We start from the raw sequence: 15352 nt of genomic DNA, 5'->3' as shown, positions 1-15352 counted from the left end.
CTTGTCAAACAGGGTAAACTGGTGGAGCAGGATACTCTGAATGATCTTCTGCGACCTCCCAAGATCTTTACCCGGTGGCATCAGGCCGCCGATCTGCTGCCGAGAATTTCTGCGCAGCGTCTGCGGTGAAAGACCGCACAGCCTCCAATGAATTAAGGAATATTGCTATGGCTATGGCCACTCGCAGCGATTTGCGCAACGTAGCGATCGTTGCCCACGTTGACCACGGAAAGACAACCCTCGTTGACGCGATGCTTCGCCAGACGAACTCCTTCGAGGCGCACGCGCACCTCGAAGAACGCGCGATGGACTCGAACGAGCTCGAGCGCGAAAAGGGCATCACGATCCTCGCGAAGAACACCGCGATTTCGTACAACGGCAAGTACGCCACCGATGGCCCCATCACGATCAACGTGATCGACACCCCCGGCCACGCCGACTTCGGTGGCGAGGTTGAGCGTGGACTCAGCATGGTCGACGGCGTTGTACTGCTCGTTGACGCCAGTGAGGGCCCGCTTCCGCAGACTCGCTTCGTTCTCCGTAAGGCTCTTGAAGCCAAGCTTCCCGTGATCCTGCTGGTCAACAAGACCGACCGTCCGGATGCGCGCATTGACGAAGTTGTTGCCGAAAGCCAGGACCTGCTCCTCGGCCTCGCGAGCGACATGGCAGACGACGTTCCCGACCTCGACTTGGACGCCATCCTTGACGTCCCGATCGTTTACGCTTCGGGCCGTGCCGGTGCTGCAAGCTGGAACAAGCCCGAAAACGGCACCCTTCCTGACAACGATGACCTCGAGCCGCTGTTCGACGCCATCCTCAAGCACGTTCCCGCACCGTCGTATGACGACGAGCACCCCCTGCAGGCCTGGGTTACCAACCTTGACTCCTCGCCGTTCCTTGGCCGTCTTGCTCTTCTGCGTGTCTTCAACGGAACCATCAAGAAGGGCCAGACTGTTGCCTGGGTCAAGCACGATGGAAGCGTTGCCAACGTGCGCGTCACCGAGCTCATGATCACAAAGGCTCTCGACCGTTACCCGGCCGAAAGCGCCGGCCCCGGTGACATCGTTGCTGTTGCAGGCTTCGAGGACATCTTCATTGGTGAAACTCTCTGTGACCCCAACGATGTTCGTCCGTTGCCGACCATCACGGTCGACGACCCCGCAATCTCGATGACCATCGGAACCAACACCTCGCCGGTCATCGGCAAGGTCAAGGGCCACAAGCTCACCGCTCGCATGGTCAAGGACCGTCTCGACCGCGAACTCGTCGGTAACGTCTCGCTCAAGCTTGTCGACATCGGTCGTCCGGATGCCTGGGAAGTTCAGGGTCGTGGAGAGCTTGCTCTCGCCATTCTCGTTGAGCAGATGCGTCGCGAAGGCTTTGAGCTCACCGTCGGTAAGCCTCAGGTAGTTATCAAGAAGGTCGACGGCAAGGTTCACGAACCGTTCGAGCACCTCACGATCGATGCTCCTGAGGAATACCTCGGTGCGATCACTCAGCTCCTTGCTGCTCGTAAGGGCCGCATGGAGGGAATGAGCAACCACGGCACCGGCTGGGTTCGTATGGAATTCATCGTTCCGTCGCGTGGCCTCATCGGTTTCCGCACCGAATTCATGACCATCACCCGCGGTGCTGGTATCGCGAACGCCGTCTCGCACGGTTACGAGTCTTGGGCTGGCGAAATCGTCACGCGCGTGAACGGTTCGATCGTTGCTGACCGTGCCGGTGCGGCTACTCCGTTCGCGATGGTTGCTCTGCAGGAGCGCATGTCGTTCTTCGTCGAGCCCACGCAGGAGGTCTACGAAGGCATGGTTGTCGGCGAGAACTCGCGCGCCGACGACATGGACGTCAACATCACCAAGGAAAAGCAGCTCACCAACATGCGCCAGTCGACCTCGGACTCGTTCGAGCGTATGACTCCGTCGCGCAAGCTCACGTTGGAAGAGTGCCTCGAATTCGCTCGCGAAGACGAGTGCGTAGAGGTAACTCCGGAGTTCGTGCGAATCCGTAAGGTCGAGCTCGATGCCAACGCTCGCGCACGCAGCACGTCGCGCATGAAGAAGCAAAACGCCTAACCTTTCTTCTCGCAGCGGGCTCACATGAGTCGGCAATCTGCGCGGAGTACGATGCAGCTACGGTCATCCTGATCGTGGCTGCATCGTTGGTTAACGGCGTATTCAGTCGCACCACCGCGTCACTTCTGGAGTTAGTCATGTTGAGCGCCCGCCGCAGTGTTAGCGCGTCCGTTGCCCTCGTTCTGGCCTTGGCCATTACGCCAGCGCTTTCGGGCTGTTTCGGCGAAAACCCCATCGGCGGAATTGTGGAACAGGCTACCGGCGGCAAAGTGAGCCTCGGCGGCGATGAGGTTCCGGAGGGCTTCCCCAGTGCAGTGCCACTGGCCGACGGCGAAGTGCAGTTTGGCATCGCTGCCGGCGACGGAGACAATCGCGGCTACAACATCACCATCTTGACGGGCGCTGAATCGCCCCTCGACGCCATCGAAACGCAATTTGCGGATGCCGGTTACGAGTCGCAAGTGCAAGCCAGCGGTGCTGATGGTGCCGGTTCGGTTCTCTTCTCCAACGATTCGTGGAATGTCGTCGTACTTGTCGCGCAGACCGATGATGGCTACACCGCGAACTACACGGTCGCGCCCGCTTCGATGGGCGAGCAGATCGCCAACTGAGCTCTTGGCGCAATGCTGAGGCAAACCCGTTTAGGCGAGGTCGAACATCCCCGCGCCGATAAAGCTCCCTGACTGTGCTCCGGGAGGAACAGCGAAGATTGCTGAGCCGACGTAGCGCACGTATTCGTTCATGAGGTCGTTGCGCGAGAGCGCGAGCTGGATGGGTACGAACTGGTTTTCAGGATCGCGCTGAAAGCTGATGAAGAACAGGCCGGCGTTGAGTCGGCCGAGCTCGTCGTTGCCATCCACGAAGTTGTAGCCGCGTCGCAGAATCTGCGCGCCACCGTGGGTGTCGGGGTGGGCGAGCTTCATGTGCGAATTGTCGTCAATCAGCGGCGCATCATCGCGACCGGCCTGCTCGAAGTCGGGGTCGGTGAATTCGGAGCCGCCGCTGAGCGGTGCGCCTTCACCCTTGGTGCGCCCGAAGATCGTCTCTTGTTCACGCAGTGAGGTGCGGTCCCAGGTTTCGATGGTCATGCGAATCTTGCGGCTCACGAGATAGGAGCCGCCGGCCATCCAGGCAGCTCCGTCTCCGGATGTTGCCCAGACGTAGTCGTTGACTGCGTCGGTTTCTTCAGCTCGCAGGTTCGCGGTGCCATCTTTGAAGCCGAAGAGGTTGCGCGGTGTCTTCTGCGCTTGCGTCGTCGATGAAGTGCGGCCGAAGCCGAGTTGAGACCAGCGAAGCGTTGCGCGGCCAAAGGCGATACGCGAGAGGTTGCGGATGGCGTGAACGGCGACCTGCGGGTCGTCGCTGCACGCTTGGATGCAGAGGTCGCCCCCCACGAGTTCGGGCAGCAGAGCGTCGCTGGGGAACTTCGGGAGGTCGATGAGGGCCGATGGTCGCTTGCTGGCGAGGCCGAAGCGATCATCGAACAGCGTAGGGCCGAAGCCGAAGGTGATCGTGAGACCACCCGGTGGCAGATCGAGGGCTTCGCCCGTGTCATCCGGTGGCGCATCGTAGGGTCCGCTCGCGGGACCATAGTCGCCTGCGGCTTCGCCGGTCGTCATGCGCGCGGCGGCGTAGCTCCAGTCCTGGAGCAATTCGATGAGCTCGTCGCGAGGGATGTCATTGACGTCGAAGGCGGCGAAGTGGAGTCGATCTTGAGCCGGCGTGATGATGCCCGATTGGTGATCGCCGAAGAACGGGTAGGTCGCGGCGACATCGTTGCCCGTCGTCGACGAGCCGCCGCCGCCGCCGAACGCGAAAGCTCCGCCAACGCCGAGTCCGGCACCCACAACGCCAGCCCCAGCGAGCCCGAGGAGGCCGCGGCGGGAGAGACCCTTGGTGTCATCTGTTGGCATTGCTGTTCTTTCGGTGTGGGGCGGTAGGCGGCTGCTGTCTGCAACGGCCGGAGACGGGGGAGTGGAGTTAGAGAACCAACACTGCGGTGAGGCGAGAGAGGGGCTCGGCGAGCGCGTTCACCTGATCGGAGAATGCGCGAATCTCGCTCGTGGACAGCTCAGTGTAGAGGCGGAAGCCGTCGCCTTCCTTCTGCGCGTCGAGCAACGTTTGCAGCTCATCGAATTCCATGTCGAGGGTGGCCGCGAGATCGGCATCTTTCGTGACCAGGATGTCGCGAACACCGTCGTAGAGCACCCGAGCGCCATCGATGTTCGCTTGGAAATCCCACAGGTCGGTGTGCGACCAGAACTCTTCTTCTCCGGTCACCTTGCCGCTGGCAACCTCATCGAGAAGGCCAATGGCGCCGTTGGTCTGCTGATCAAGAGTGAACTCGAGATCTTGCACGTTGTTGTAGAGAGTAGTGGTGTCTTCGACAAGCTGCGAGGCAAGCGCTTCACGCTTCGACTGGTCGTAGGGTTCGAAGCCGGCTTCGGCCTCGGCGGGCCACAGATCTTTCTCCATGGCGTGCCAGCCGGTCCACTCTTGACCGTCTTCGAGGTCCGCTTCCCGCAGATCCATGCGGGGGTCGAGGTCACCGAACGACTCGGCGACAGTCTCAACGCGCTCCCAGAAGACGCGTGTGGGGGCGTAGAGAGCGCGGGCAGCGTCATCGTCGCCAGCGATGTACGCGGCAGCGAAGTCTTCCGTGCCAACGACAAGGTTTTCGATCTGGTCCTTGACGTAACTCTTGTAGTTGGCGTTTGCCGCGGCGACTTGCGCGGCAGTGTCACCGCTGAACGACAAATCTGTACCGGAATCGGTAACCGTAAACGCTGCCGTGCCAACTCCCTCACCGATCATTCCCGGCTTGCAGACCGTGAAGTAGTCACCCGGTTGAGCCAATACGACGAGATCGCGACTGATGCCGGGGCCAATGTTCTCGACCTCACCGACGATGCGCAGTCCGTCATCCGCCAGCAGGTAGAACTCAGTGACCTGGTCACCGGAGTTCGTGACGGAGAATACGAGGGTGCCGCTCGGCGCTTCGCTGGCGCTCACGGCGCAATCTGTGGCGTTGCTGTCGACAGTGATCGTGTTGTCGGCGGTGGCTTCGGTGCTGTTGGCAACGCAGCCGGTAAGAGCGAGCGCAGCGACAGTTGCCGCCGCGGCGAATCCGTAGCGGGTAGGGCGGGTGGTCATCAGGCTCCTTGAGTGCTGAGGCGTGCTTCGGGCACCAGCGGCTTATCAGCACGCTTGTTACCGCGAACAGTGCGGATAAAAATCGTCATGACAGCCCCGACATAAGCAAGCCACACACCGGCTTCGAGCCACGTGGTCGCGGGGGAGAAGTTGAGAGTGCCCTTAAGCAATGTGCCGTACCAGCTGTCGGGCGGGATAGCCGCGCTGACGTCAAAGGCGAGTGCGTGGAGGCCCGGCAGAACGCCGGCCTCTTGCAGGTCATGCACGCCATAGGAGAGCACTCCGGCGGCAACGATGATAAGGATTGCGCCGGTCCACGTAAAGAAGCGAGTGAGGTTGATGCTCACGACGCCGCGGTAGATGAGGTAGCCGAGCACAATCGCGGCAGCAATGCCGAGCGCTGCGCCAGTGAGGGGGAGTGCGGTCGATCCGCTCGCCTGCACTGCTGCCCAAATAAAGAGGGCGGTTTCGATGCCTTCGCGGCCGACCGCGAGGAACGCGACAAGAACGAGGCCCCAGCCGGCACCCGTGAGGTGCGAGTCGACTTCGCTGCGCAGTTCGCGACCGAGACCGCGGGCGGCGCGGAGCATCCAGAAAATCATCCACGTGACAAAGGCGGTAGCAACAATCGAGAGGATGCCGCCAATGAGCTCTTGAGCCTGAAACGACAAGCCGTAGGTGCCGAAGGTGAGACTCGCGCCGAGGCCCAGCGACAACACGATGGCGATAGCGACTCCGAGCCAAATGCGGGGGAGTACATCGGTACGATCGATTTTGCGAACGTAGGCAATAAGAATGCCAACCACAAGCGCGGCTTCGAGGCCTTCTCGTAGTCCGATCAGGAAGTTTGCGAGCACTGGACTCTCTTGTCAGTTGAGTTCTGGACAGGTTGGTAAGCCTAACCTAAGCAACCGTAATTCGGCTACCTGTGCTTATTCTGTTTACTGCAGAACAAATGGTGGAGGAACGGCCGTGAAAGATCGAGCACAACGGGTATTGGTTGTTGCCGCACGCCCAGAAGACGAGGCGTACGTCTTCGGCGCCACCATTGCCACTCTGGTTCAGCGCGGCACTGAGCTCATCGTGCTCAGTTGCAGCAACAACGCGACCGCCGCAATAGCGGCATCGCCCTCGACCGGCAGCGCACCCGAGACTGTTTCACACGGCGCCACGGTGCCGAGTGCCGTGGCCACAAGCGTCACTGCGGGCGGCAGTGCAGAAACGAATATTGCAGTTGCTGACGCTGAAGCCAATGCCGACGCCGACACCGGCACCGGCACCGGCGAACGTGCGGCGGTGTCCGTCGACGAGGTCGTGCGCGAAATCCTCGGCATTACCTCTCACCACATCTTGCGCGAAGACAATGGTCGCCAGTTCAACATGCTTGACGCCCGCGCTCTCGCCTCCGACCTTGCGGCAGCAATCACCTCGTTGAAGCCGGATGTCGTCGTCAGCTACGCCAAGGAGTCCAGCGGAACGGCGCGCGGCGCTGAGGCGCTGCTCGTGCACGAAGCCACAGTATTGGCTACTGAACTTGCTGGGGTGCCTTTCTATACGGCATCCGCTGTTCCTGTTGATCGTGGGGTGGCGGTCTCGTCGGCAACAGCGCTAGCGTTTAAGCGTCGGGCGACAGAGATTTATCGCAATGAAGTTCCGGTGGGAGAGAGCGTTTCGACACCGCCGGAGTATTTGCGTCGCTTGCGTCGCCGCGAACTGGTCATCGGCGAACGCAGTCGTGTGGAGCGCAGCATCTTGGCTCTGGTTTCTCTCGCGTTGGGGGCCTTGGTCGGCCTCGTTCTCACCGCCGTGCACCAGTCAACGTTCACGATCGGTGATGTTCGTGTCCCGTGGGGAATTGTGGTGTCTGTCACGCTCGTAACGGCGCTCATTCTGGGCCTGCGATTGATTTATGACACCCGAGTCGCGGCAGGTTTTGCCTCGCTGGGGGTTCTAGCGATGTCGGCAGTCTTGGCTGCGGCGATGCCCGGCGGAACGATTTTGATCCCGGCGAATGTTGCGGGCTACGTGTGGACTTTTGCGCCCGTGCTTGTGGTGCTCATTGTGGTGGGGTGGCCTCGGGTGAACCGTCAGGTTTCGTCGGCGAGCCGCGCTAACATTGAGTTGAACTCTCCCGTGAAAGGTGCGGATATCTCTTGACCTACGTCATCGCTCAGCCCTGTGTCGATCTCAAAGATCGCGCGTGTGTAGATGAATGCCCAGTCGACTGCATTTATGAAGGCGACCGCATGCTCTACATCCACCCGGATGAGTGTGTTGACTGCGGAGCGTGCGAGCCGGTGTGTCCAGTTGAGGCCATCTATTACGAAGATGACCTGCCCGATAAGTGGGCCGATTACTACAAGGCCAACGTCGAATTCTTTGATCTCCTCGAGGTGAGCTCACCCGGTGGAGCAGCAAAGGTCGGAGTGATTCCCAAGGATCACGCCCTCATCGCGGCCCTGCCTGAGGGTGGCGGGTCCTCAGACTAATGGCGCGCACGCCGTTGGCTCTCCCCGATTTTCCGTGGGATTCGCTTGTGCCGTACGGCACGATTGCGCGCACTCACCCCGATGGCTTCGTTGACCTGTCAGTCGGTTCACCGGTAGACCCCACCCCCACGGTTATCCGCGAAAGTTTGGCGACGGCCACGGATGCTCACGCCTACCCCACCGCCACGGGCACAGTTCAGCTGCGTGAGGCCATCGTCGACTGGTTTGAGCGCCGCCGTGGTGTGCCCGGGCTCACCGTCAACAATATTCTGCCGACCGTCGGTTCCAAAGAGTTGGTGGCACTGCTGCCGCTGCTGCTGGGGCTCGGCAAAGATGACGTCGTCGTGCATCCCTCGGTCGCGTACCCGACGTATGCCATTGGGGCGGCCATGGTTGGCGCTACTGCCGTGGCATCTGACGACCCTGCATCGTGGCCCGAGAACACTGCTCTCGTCTGGCTGAATAGCCCAGGTAACCCTGATGGTCGCGTCGCTGACGTTGAGCAGTTGCGCGCTGCTGTTGCCCGCGCTCGCGAATTGGGTGCAGTCATCGCCTCAGACGAGTGCTACGCCGAACTCAACTGGAACGGCCCCGACCCCACGCCTTCCATTCTCGATCCCGAGGTTATTGGCAGCGACCGGTCGTCAGTTCTTGCGGTGTATTCGCTCAGCAAGCAGTCGAATTTGGCCGGTTACCGTGCCGCTTTTGTGGCCGGATGCTCGGGACTCATCTCAGAACTACTCACCGTGCGCAAACACGTCGGACTTCTCGTGCCCGGCCCCGTGCAAGCCGCGATGGTCACCGCCCTTCAGGATGACGCGCACGTTGCGGCCCAGCGCGAGCTTTATCGTGCACGTCGCGCCAAGCTGCTGCCCGCTTTGAAGCGGGCGGGATTCTTCGTGGATGACAGCGTTGCGGGCCTCTACTTGTGGGCAACAAAGAACGAAGACTCGTGGCAGACGGTTGGCGATTTGGCGCAGTCTGGCATCCTCGTGGTTCCGGGCTCGTTCTACGGCGAAACCCCTGCCCGGCACGTGCGCATCGCACTCACCGCGAGTGACGACACCATTGCGGATGCGGTCGCTCGCCTCGATTTGCTCGCTTAAGTGCACTAACCGGCGAAGGCCTTGTCGTTGACCTCTAAAACCGGTCTGGTTTGGTTGGTTGGTGTGACAGTGGCCATTCAACCCTTGTAGGCTGTAGCGGTGAATGAAGCCCCTCAAGACCCAGAGAAGGCCACCCTCCACTTTCCGGGCGGTGCTGCAGAATTTCCCATTATCCGTGGGGTCGATGGTCACAACAGCATCGATATCTCCACCTTCATGAAGCAGACCGGTTACACGGCGCTTGATCAAGGGTTCGTGAACACTGCGTCAACCCGCAGTGAGATCACGTACATCGATGGAGACCGTGGAATCCTGCGTTACCGCGGGTACGCGATCGAAGATGTCGCGGCCAACTCCACCTACCTCGAAGTAGCGTGGCTGCTGATTTACGGTGAACTGCCGTCGAAGTCCCAGCTCGAAGAGTTCGATGAAAAGATCCGTCGACACACGCTGCTGCACGAAGACCTCCGTCGCTTCTTCGACGCCCTTCCGCCGAGCGCGCACCCCATGTCGGTGCTCTCCAGCGCGGTGTCGGCTCTGTCGACGTATTACGAAGACTCGCACGACGTGCGTGACCCCGAGCAGGTCGAGATCTCGACCATCCGTTTGCTGGCAAAGTTGCCCGTCATTGCGGCCTACGCTCACAAGAAGTCACTCGGTCAGGCACTGCTGTACCCCGACAACTCGATGAGTTTTGTCGACAACTTCTTGAAGCTCAACTTCGGCAACATGGCCGAGGAGTACGAGGTCAACCCCGTGCTGAGCAAGGCGCTCGACCGCCTGCTGATTTTGCACGAAGACCACGAGCAGAACGCGTCCACCTCTACGGTGCGCCTGGTCGGCTCGACCGAAGCCAACATTTTCGCTTCGATCTCCGCCGGTATCAATGCTCTCTATGGTCCGCTTCACGGTGGCGCCAACGAAGCCGTCCTCAAGATGCTTGGCGAGATCCAAGAATCGGGCGAAGGCGTTCAGAAGTTTGTTGATCGCGTGAAGCGCAAAGAAGACGGCGTGCGCCTGATGGGCTTCGGCCACCGCGTGTACAAGAGCTTTGACCCGCGTGCACGTCTTGTCAAAGAGAGCGCGGATGAGGTGCTCGCCAATCTGGGCGTCAGCGACCCGCTGCTCGACATCGCTCGCGAACTCGAAGAAGTCGCCCTCGGCGATGACTACTTCATCGAGCGCAAGCTGTATCCCAACGTCGACTTCTATACCGGGGTTATCTACAAGGCGATGGGTTTCCCGCCGCGCATGTTCACGGTGCTCTTCGCTATCGGCCGCTTGCCGGGCTGGATCGCAAATTGGCGCGAGATGAACCAAGACCCCAAGACCAAAATTGGTCGCCCGCAGCAGCTCTACACGGGCCCTGCAGCTCGTGACTGGCCGCAGCGCTAGCGCAGCAGCAGCTTTACGACGAACGGCCGGTTCCCCTCGGGGAATCGGCCGTTTCGCGTCGTGTGCGCGTCGCTACAGCGCGGCCCTAACCGTGCGGACCTCACAGCGCTTGCCACACGGCGCTGGCAGCGGAACGCGGCGGCTAGTCGAAAACCGGGACGTCGAGGCGATACACCTCGGCATCCATGCCGCACGAACCACCGTCGGAATTGAAGTAGACGTGGGTGAATGATCGGTTGACCACGGCGTGGGTCTCGGTCCAGTAGTCCTCACCGCAGTTGTAGGTGTGGGCGAGGTTGAGGATGCGGCCGCCGTCGAGTTCAATGGCCATCACCTTCTCGCAGGTCCAGGCGCCCTCGGCGTTGCAGTTGTAGGTGGACACCACGACCCACCCTGGCTTGTCATACCCTTTTCCAGAGATGTGCATCGAGGTGTTGGCATCGTCGTAAGCGTCGAAGAGCGTGGTGCGCTCTAGCGAGTCCATGTCGACGGAGGTCAGAAAGCCTGCTGTTTCGCTCGCGGAGTCGAAATCGATGTAAACGTACGCATCCCGGCCATCGGCGGAGAGGGCGATGTCGCTGTGCTCGCTCGCCTCGGTTAGCAGGCGTTGGTTGCTGAGGTCGGCGTCGTAGACGTAGGTGCCGGACTCAGCGGAAGCCACCACGTAGGTGCCCGTGGGGGAGGCGCTCACCCAGTCCGTGTCAGCGGGCAGCTCGCTAGTGCCGAGGACTGTATCGGAGGCAAGGTCGTAGCTGACCATTCCCAGAGGCTGTTCGTCGGCGTTGTAGACGATCCAAGCGTAGATGGTGCCGTCGCTGCTCGGAGATCCCTCACTCCGGTCTTTCATGTAGTCAGCGTCCGGGAACGCACTCGAAAGGGGCTCTCGGAGGTCAGCAATGACCGTCGATTGTCCCGATGTCACGTCGAGTTCATGAAGGATGAGGTCGCCTTCGGAGGAGTTAGGCCCCTCCAGATAGCGGATCAGGTGTGGATCGGTGGGGTGCCACTGAGGTTCGGCATCCGGGTGGATGTCAAGGGCGCTCACCAGGGAGGCATCAGCGGTGGAGTACACGTGATATTCGGCATCACCGTGGTAGGTGAAGAACAGCGAGCCGTCGGCGTTCTCTGCCTGGCGGCGACTGTAGCTGTTGCGATCGAAGCGGGTGCCATCGGCCGAGGTGACGCGCTGGATCGTCGTGCCATAGACGGGATCAGTTTCCACGCTGCCCAGCGCCGGCTTCTGCCACGATTCGTCGGGGGCAGTGGCATCCATTCCCCAAGTGAGCGTGGCGCTGTTGCTCGCTATTGCCGGGGCGGGGGAGAGCTCAGGAGTAAGTGCCTGGTCAGCTCCGGTGCACGCCGTGAGGGCAAACGTGGCTGCGGCAACGACTGCGGCGGCGCGATACCGGCGCAGCCGCAGTGTGGTGCCAAACCGGGAAACGGTGAAGGTCTTCATATCAAGCTCCTTAGCCCCCGGCGGTGGTGTGCTTAGGCGTGCAAGGCCGTGTTGAGCTCGACGCCGCTGCCGCTGCGAGGCAGCACCTCGACGGCGCCCGTGACAGAGTTGCGGCGGAACAGCAAGCCGTTGACCCCACTGAGCTCGACGGCCTTGACGCGGCGCGGCGTTGCCGAACCGTCAATGATGGTGACCTTCGTGCCTGCCGTGACATAGAGCCCGGCTTCAACAACCGTGTCGTCGCCGATGGCGATGCCAATTCCGGAATTGGCGCCGAGCAGTGCGCGCTCGCCGATGGAGACACGTTCGGTTCCGCCACCGCTGAGCGTACCCATGATGGATGCTCCACCACCGATGTCGGCACCGTCACCCACGACGACGCCCTGAGAGATGCGGCCCTCGACCATCGAGCTGCCGAGCGTGCCGGCGTTGAAGTTGACAAAGCCCTCGTGCATGACGGTGGTTCCGGGGGAGAGGTAGGCGCCGAGACGAACGCGCGAGGCGTCGGCAATGCGGACGCGTTCGGGCAACACGTAGTCGAGCATCCGCGGGAACTTGTCGATGCCAGTCACGACGATGCCGTGACGCTTGAGCGAGACGCGAACCTCGCGGAAGTCGTCGGGGTGCACCGCTCCGGCGTTGGTCCAGACGACGATCGGCAGAGCGCCAAAGAGGCCGTCGAGGTTGATGCTGTTGGGCTTTACGAGCAAGTGGCTGAGCAAGTGCAGGCGCAGGTAAGCATCGGCGACGTTCTGCGGCGCGGCATCCAAATCGATCTCGACGGTCACGAATTCGGTGCGCACGCGACGGCGTTCGTCCGCCCCCAAGTGCTCTTCGAGGTCGGCGGGGGTGTAGTGCGGGTCGGTGCCCTCGGGGATTGATCCCAGGTGCGGAGCGGGGAACCACACATCAAGTGTTGTTCCATCGCTGGCGATTGTTGCGAGTCCGTATCCCCATGCTGTGCGCGAAGTCATGCATCAAGGTTACTTACACTGGGTGCATGCCTGCGACCGATCTCACCATTCCCGTGCTCGATTTGGGCGCCTCAAGCCCCGACCTGACCCGCCAGATCTGCGATATCGAGTCGGTCTCCGGTAACGAGAAGCGCATCGCGGATGCCGTAGAAACCGCTCTGAGCGCGTTTAGCCACCTTGAGGTGATTCGGGATGCGGACGCCGTTGTCGCCCGCACGAACGGCGGCAAGGCGCAGCGCGTGGTGATTGCCGGCCACCTCGATACGGTTCCGGTGAACGAGAACCTGCCGACGACACTCGAGATGATCGAGGGGGAGGAACACCTCGTCGGCCGAGGAACGGTCGATATGAAGGGCGGCGTCGCGATCGCCCTCAAACTGGCGGCAGAACTCACCGACCCCGCCGTCGATGTGACCTGGATTTTCTACGACCACGAAGAAGTCGCCGCTGACCTCAACGGGCTTGGTCGCATTGCTCGCAACCGCCCTGACCTGATGGCTGGCGATTTCGCGATCATTGGCGAGCCGTCGAACGCCACGGTGGAGGGCGGCTGCAATGGCACCGCCCGCATCGATATCTCGCTCACAGGGCTGCGCGCTCACTCAGCGCGCGCTTGGATGGGCGAGAACGCGATCCATGCTGCCGCGCCGGTGCTCGCGATTCTGGCCGCCTACGAGCCTGAGCAGCACGAGGTCGATGGCCTCGTCTACCGCGAGGGTCTCAACGCCGTGGGCATCACGGGCGGAGTTGCCGGCAACGTTATTCCGGATGCCGCGACCGTGACCGTGAACTTTAGGTTCGCCCCCGACCGCAGTACCGAGCAAGCGATCCAACACTTGCGTGAGATCTTCGCCGGCTTCGAGTTCGAAGTCACTGACCTCGCTGGCGGCGCACGCCCCGGACTGGATGCTCCGCTCGCCCGTAATTTCCTCGCCGCGGTCGGTGGCACGGCAGCCCCCAAATATGGCTGGACCGATGTGGCACGCTTCGCTGAACTCGGCGTTCCCGCCGTGAACTATGGCCCAGGCAACCCGCTGCGCGCGCACGCCGACGACGAGCGCGTCGCCACTAGCGAGATCGTGGCGTGCGAGCAGGGACTGCGGGCGTGGCTGACGGCTCGCTAGCCCCCACCGGCTCGTTTGCCTCCACGGTGCGCCGCGCAACAACGGCGATTCTTGCTCCCGAGCGCTGGTGGATCGTCGTTATCGCGATCTTTGCGGCCTCGCGGGTCGTGACGACGTCTCTGCTGTTGTGGTTCGCATCCGTCCAAGGGCAAAACCCGTGGACGGGCCCCGCGCCCGACTACTTCTCGTTCGCCAAAATCTGGGACGGGCACTGGTATTACATCATCGCGCTGACCGGGTATCCCTCGGAGCTACCGCTGACCGAAGCCGGTCACGTTGCCGAGAATGCGTGGGCGTTCATGCCCGGCTATCCCGCGGTAGTGCGGTTCGTCATGACGCTGACAACGCTCGATTTCGCCGTGGCTGGCGTCATCGTCTCCGTCGCGTTCTCGCTGGGGGCCGCGCTGTTGTTCTACCGCGTGATGCACCTCGTGTTGCCCGCCGGCACAGCCCTGTTCTCGGTCGCTATCTTCTGCTTCGCGCCAGTGTCGGCCATCCTGCAGGTCTCCTACGCCGAGTCGATGTATCTCTTCTTGCTCACCTTGTCGCTCTACTGGCTGATGAAACGCCAGTACTGGATGCTGTTGCCGGTGATCGCGGTCATGTCCCTGACGCGTCCGAGCGGCTTAGCCTTTGCGCTCGCGCTCGGGCTGCATGTGGTTTATCGCTGGTGGATTCGCCGCCGTGAGGAGTTTCCGCTGCGGGAGCGCATTGCGGCGGTCTCGGCGACTCTGTTCAGCCTTGTTATGGGGTTTGCCTGGCTCTTGATCGCGGCAGTGGCCACGGGGTCTCTCTCCGCCTACACCGACACTGAGCTCGCGTGGCGGGCGCCCTACGTCGGTTACGGCGAATTGGTGCCGTTCGCGGCGTGGATCCAAGGGGCCGAATTTTGGGCTCAGTGGTGGCAGATGCCGCTGTGGCTCTTGCTCGTGATGCTCGTCGCTGGTGTTCTCGCGTTCTTTGTTTTTCTTTTCACCACGCCCGCGCGACGGCTGGGGGTGGATCTGCGCTTGTGGGTCGCCAGCTATGCGCTGTATTTGCTGGCCGTTTTCTTCCCGCAGTCGAGCACGTTCCGACTGCTCATGCCGATGTTCCCGCTGGCGGGCGCCCTCGCGCTACCGCCGTCGCGTGTGTATCGCGCTTTACTGCTCGCGGCGTGCATTGCCGGACAGTGGGCATGGATCCATCTGGCCTGGTGGGTCGACGCTTATGACTGGACTCCACCCTAAATAGGTGTCCTGAGGGTGAATGAATCGACAGAGTTTCAGTATCGGCGGTCTTTGCTGGATAATAGAGTGCAGTACCGATGAAAGGGGACTATCTATGGCAGCCATGAAGCCGAGGACCGGTGACGGGCCGATGGAGGCTGTCAAAGAGGGCCGACTCATTGTCGTGCGTGTACCTCTCGAAGGCGGCGGTCGTCTCGTTGTTTCTGTAAACGACGACGAAGCAAAAGAATTGCACGACGCTCTCGCGGGCGTTGTCACTCCCGCTTAGCTTTTCTTCTCAGCTTTAATCGGCGGCCCACGCTTAGCGCGTAAGGCTAGTCGAAACACAGCACCGAACACGATCACTTCGTG

The 15352-nt window shown here is 61.5% G+C and carries 14 protein-coding genes; 9 read left to right on the top strand and 5 right to left on the bottom strand.

From position 1 onward, the window contains the following. Positions 1-167 precede the first annotated feature (167 nt). Together typA and I6E74_RS10690 are read left to right on the top strand one after the other, a co-directional pair. Positions 168-2075, top strand: coding sequence for a translational GTPase TypA (gene typA / locus I6E74_RS10695; protein WP_197125559.1), 1908 nt, complete (start codon positions 168-170; stop codon positions 2073-2075). Between the two features lie 74 nt (positions 2076-2149). Further along, the gene (locus tag I6E74_RS10690) at positions 2150-2686 is read left to right on the top strand and encodes a hypothetical protein (RefSeq protein WP_307784456.1); all 537 of its coding nucleotides are present in this window, start codon (positions 2150-2152) and stop codon (positions 2684-2686) included. Positions 2687-2716: 30 nt separating this feature from the next. Here I6E74_RS10690 and efeB read toward each other — a convergent pair whose 3' ends face one another. The 3 genes from efeB to efeU all read right to left on the bottom strand — a co-directional run bounded on the left by efeB (position 2717) and on the right by efeU (position 6085). Next, positions 2717-3988 carry an iron uptake transporter deferrochelatase/peroxidase subunit gene (gene efeB, locus I6E74_RS10685; protein ID WP_197125557.1) on the bottom strand — a complete coding sequence of 424 codons (1272 nt, stop codon included), beginning with the start codon at positions 3986-3988 and terminating at the stop codon, positions 2717-2719. Positions 3989-4055: 67 nt separating this feature from the next. Next, positions 4056-5228, bottom strand: a complete 1173-nt coding sequence (efeO, locus tag I6E74_RS10680; RefSeq protein ID WP_197125555.1) for an iron uptake system protein EfeO — start codon at positions 5226-5228, stop codon at positions 4056-4058. Continuing rightward, positions 5228-6085 carry an iron uptake transporter permease EfeU gene (gene efeU, locus I6E74_RS10675; protein WP_197125553.1) on the bottom strand — a complete coding sequence of 286 codons (858 nt, stop codon included), beginning with the start codon at positions 6083-6085 and terminating at the stop codon, positions 5228-5230. Before efeU ends, efeO begins: the two co-directional genes overlap by 1 nt. A gap of 115 nt (positions 6086-6200) precedes the next feature. Between efeU and I6E74_RS10670 the strand changes: the two genes are divergently transcribed. The 4 genes from I6E74_RS10670 (at position 6201) to I6E74_RS10655 (ending at position 10218) form a co-directional block, all read left to right on the top strand. Then, on the top strand, positions 6201-7385 hold the full coding sequence (locus I6E74_RS10670; protein WP_197125551.1) for a PIG-L family deacetylase: 1185 nt from the start codon (positions 6201-6203) through the stop codon (positions 7383-7385). After that, entirely contained in the window at positions 7382-7717 is a 336-nt protein-coding gene (gene fdxA, locus I6E74_RS10665; RefSeq protein ID WP_197107380.1) for a ferredoxin, read from the top strand. Before I6E74_RS10670 ends, fdxA begins: the two co-directional genes overlap by 4 nt. Then, complete coding sequence (dapC, locus tag I6E74_RS10660; protein ID WP_197125550.1) at positions 7717-8823, top strand: succinyldiaminopimelate transaminase; 1107 nt, start codon at positions 7717-7719, stop codon at positions 8821-8823. The genes fdxA and dapC overlap by 1 nt, the downstream gene beginning before the upstream one ends. A 99-nt stretch (positions 8824-8922) precedes the next feature. Then, on the top strand, positions 8923-10218 hold the full coding sequence (locus tag I6E74_RS10655) for a citrate synthase (protein WP_197125549.1): 1296 nt from the start codon (positions 8923-8925) through the stop codon (positions 10216-10218). A 142-nt stretch (positions 10219-10360) separates the two neighbouring features. Here I6E74_RS10655 and I6E74_RS10650 read toward each other — a convergent pair whose 3' ends face one another. Then, on the bottom strand, positions 10361-11674 hold the full coding sequence (locus tag I6E74_RS10650) for a hypothetical protein (protein WP_197125544.1): 1314 nt from the start codon (positions 11672-11674) through the stop codon (positions 10361-10363). A 32-nt stretch (positions 11675-11706) separates the two neighbouring features. Further along, complete coding sequence (gene dapD, locus I6E74_RS10645; RefSeq protein ID WP_197125542.1) at positions 11707-12648, bottom strand: 2,3,4,5-tetrahydropyridine-2,6-dicarboxylate N-succinyltransferase; 942 nt, start codon at positions 12646-12648, stop codon at positions 11707-11709. Positions 12649-12674: 26 nt separating this feature from the next. Between dapD and dapE the strand changes: the two genes are divergently transcribed. The 3 genes from dapE (at position 12675) to I6E74_RS10630 (ending at position 15269) form a co-directional block, all read left to right on the top strand. Beyond that, complete coding sequence (dapE, locus tag I6E74_RS10640) at positions 12675-13772, top strand: succinyl-diaminopimelate desuccinylase (RefSeq protein WP_197125540.1); 1098 nt, start codon at positions 12675-12677, stop codon at positions 13770-13772. Then, a complete protein-coding gene (locus tag I6E74_RS10635; protein WP_307784455.1) occupies positions 13754-15001 on the top strand; it encodes a hypothetical protein in 1248 nt (415 codons plus the stop codon). The genes dapE and I6E74_RS10635 overlap by 19 nt, the downstream gene beginning before the upstream one ends. A 94-nt stretch (positions 15002-15095) precedes the next feature. After that, positions 15096-15269: a DUF3117 domain-containing protein gene (locus tag I6E74_RS10630; RefSeq protein WP_197107374.1), complete on the top strand. Its 174-nt coding sequence runs from the start codon at positions 15096-15098 to the stop codon at positions 15267-15269. Positions 15270-15352 lie beyond the last annotated feature (83 nt).

The organism is Salinibacterium sp. SWN139, assembly GCF_015864625.1.
In the GTDB taxonomy this organism is placed as follows: domain Bacteria; phylum Actinomycetota; class Actinomycetes; order Actinomycetales; family Microbacteriaceae; genus Rhodoglobus.
This window is presented reverse-complemented; position numbering and strand designations above follow the sequence as displayed.

What these genes read in the sequence shown, in the direction of transcription:
- typA (WP_197125559.1), top strand. Translation starts at nt 168, where the DNA reads ATGGCTATGGCCACTCGCAGCGATTTGCGCAACGTAGCGATCGTTGCC.
- efeB (WP_197125557.1), bottom strand. Translation starts at nt 3,988, where the DNA reads ATGCCAACAGATGACACCAAGGGTCTCTCCCGCCGCGGCCTCCTCGGG.
- efeO (WP_197125555.1), bottom strand. Translation starts at nt 5,228, where the DNA reads ATGACCACCCGCCCTACCCGCTACGGATTCGCCGCGGCGGCAACTGTC.
- dapC (WP_197125550.1), top strand. Translation starts at nt 7,717, where the DNA reads ATGGCGCGCACGCCGTTGGCTCTCCCCGATTTTCCGTGGGATTCGCTT.
- I6E74_RS10650 (WP_197125544.1), bottom strand. Translation starts at nt 11,674, where the DNA reads ATGAAGACCTTCACCGTTTCCCGGTTTGGCACCACACTGCGGCTGCGC.
- dapD (WP_197125542.1), bottom strand. Translation starts at nt 12,648, where the DNA reads ATGACTTCGCGCACAGCATGGGGATACGGACTCGCAACAATCGCCAGC.
- dapE (WP_197125540.1), top strand. Translation starts at nt 12,675, where the DNA reads ATGCCTGCGACCGATCTCACCATTCCCGTGCTCGATTTGGGCGCCTCA.
- I6E74_RS10630 (WP_197107374.1), top strand. Translation starts at nt 15,096, where the DNA reads ATGGCAGCCATGAAGCCGAGGACCGGTGACGGGCCGATGGAGGCTGTC.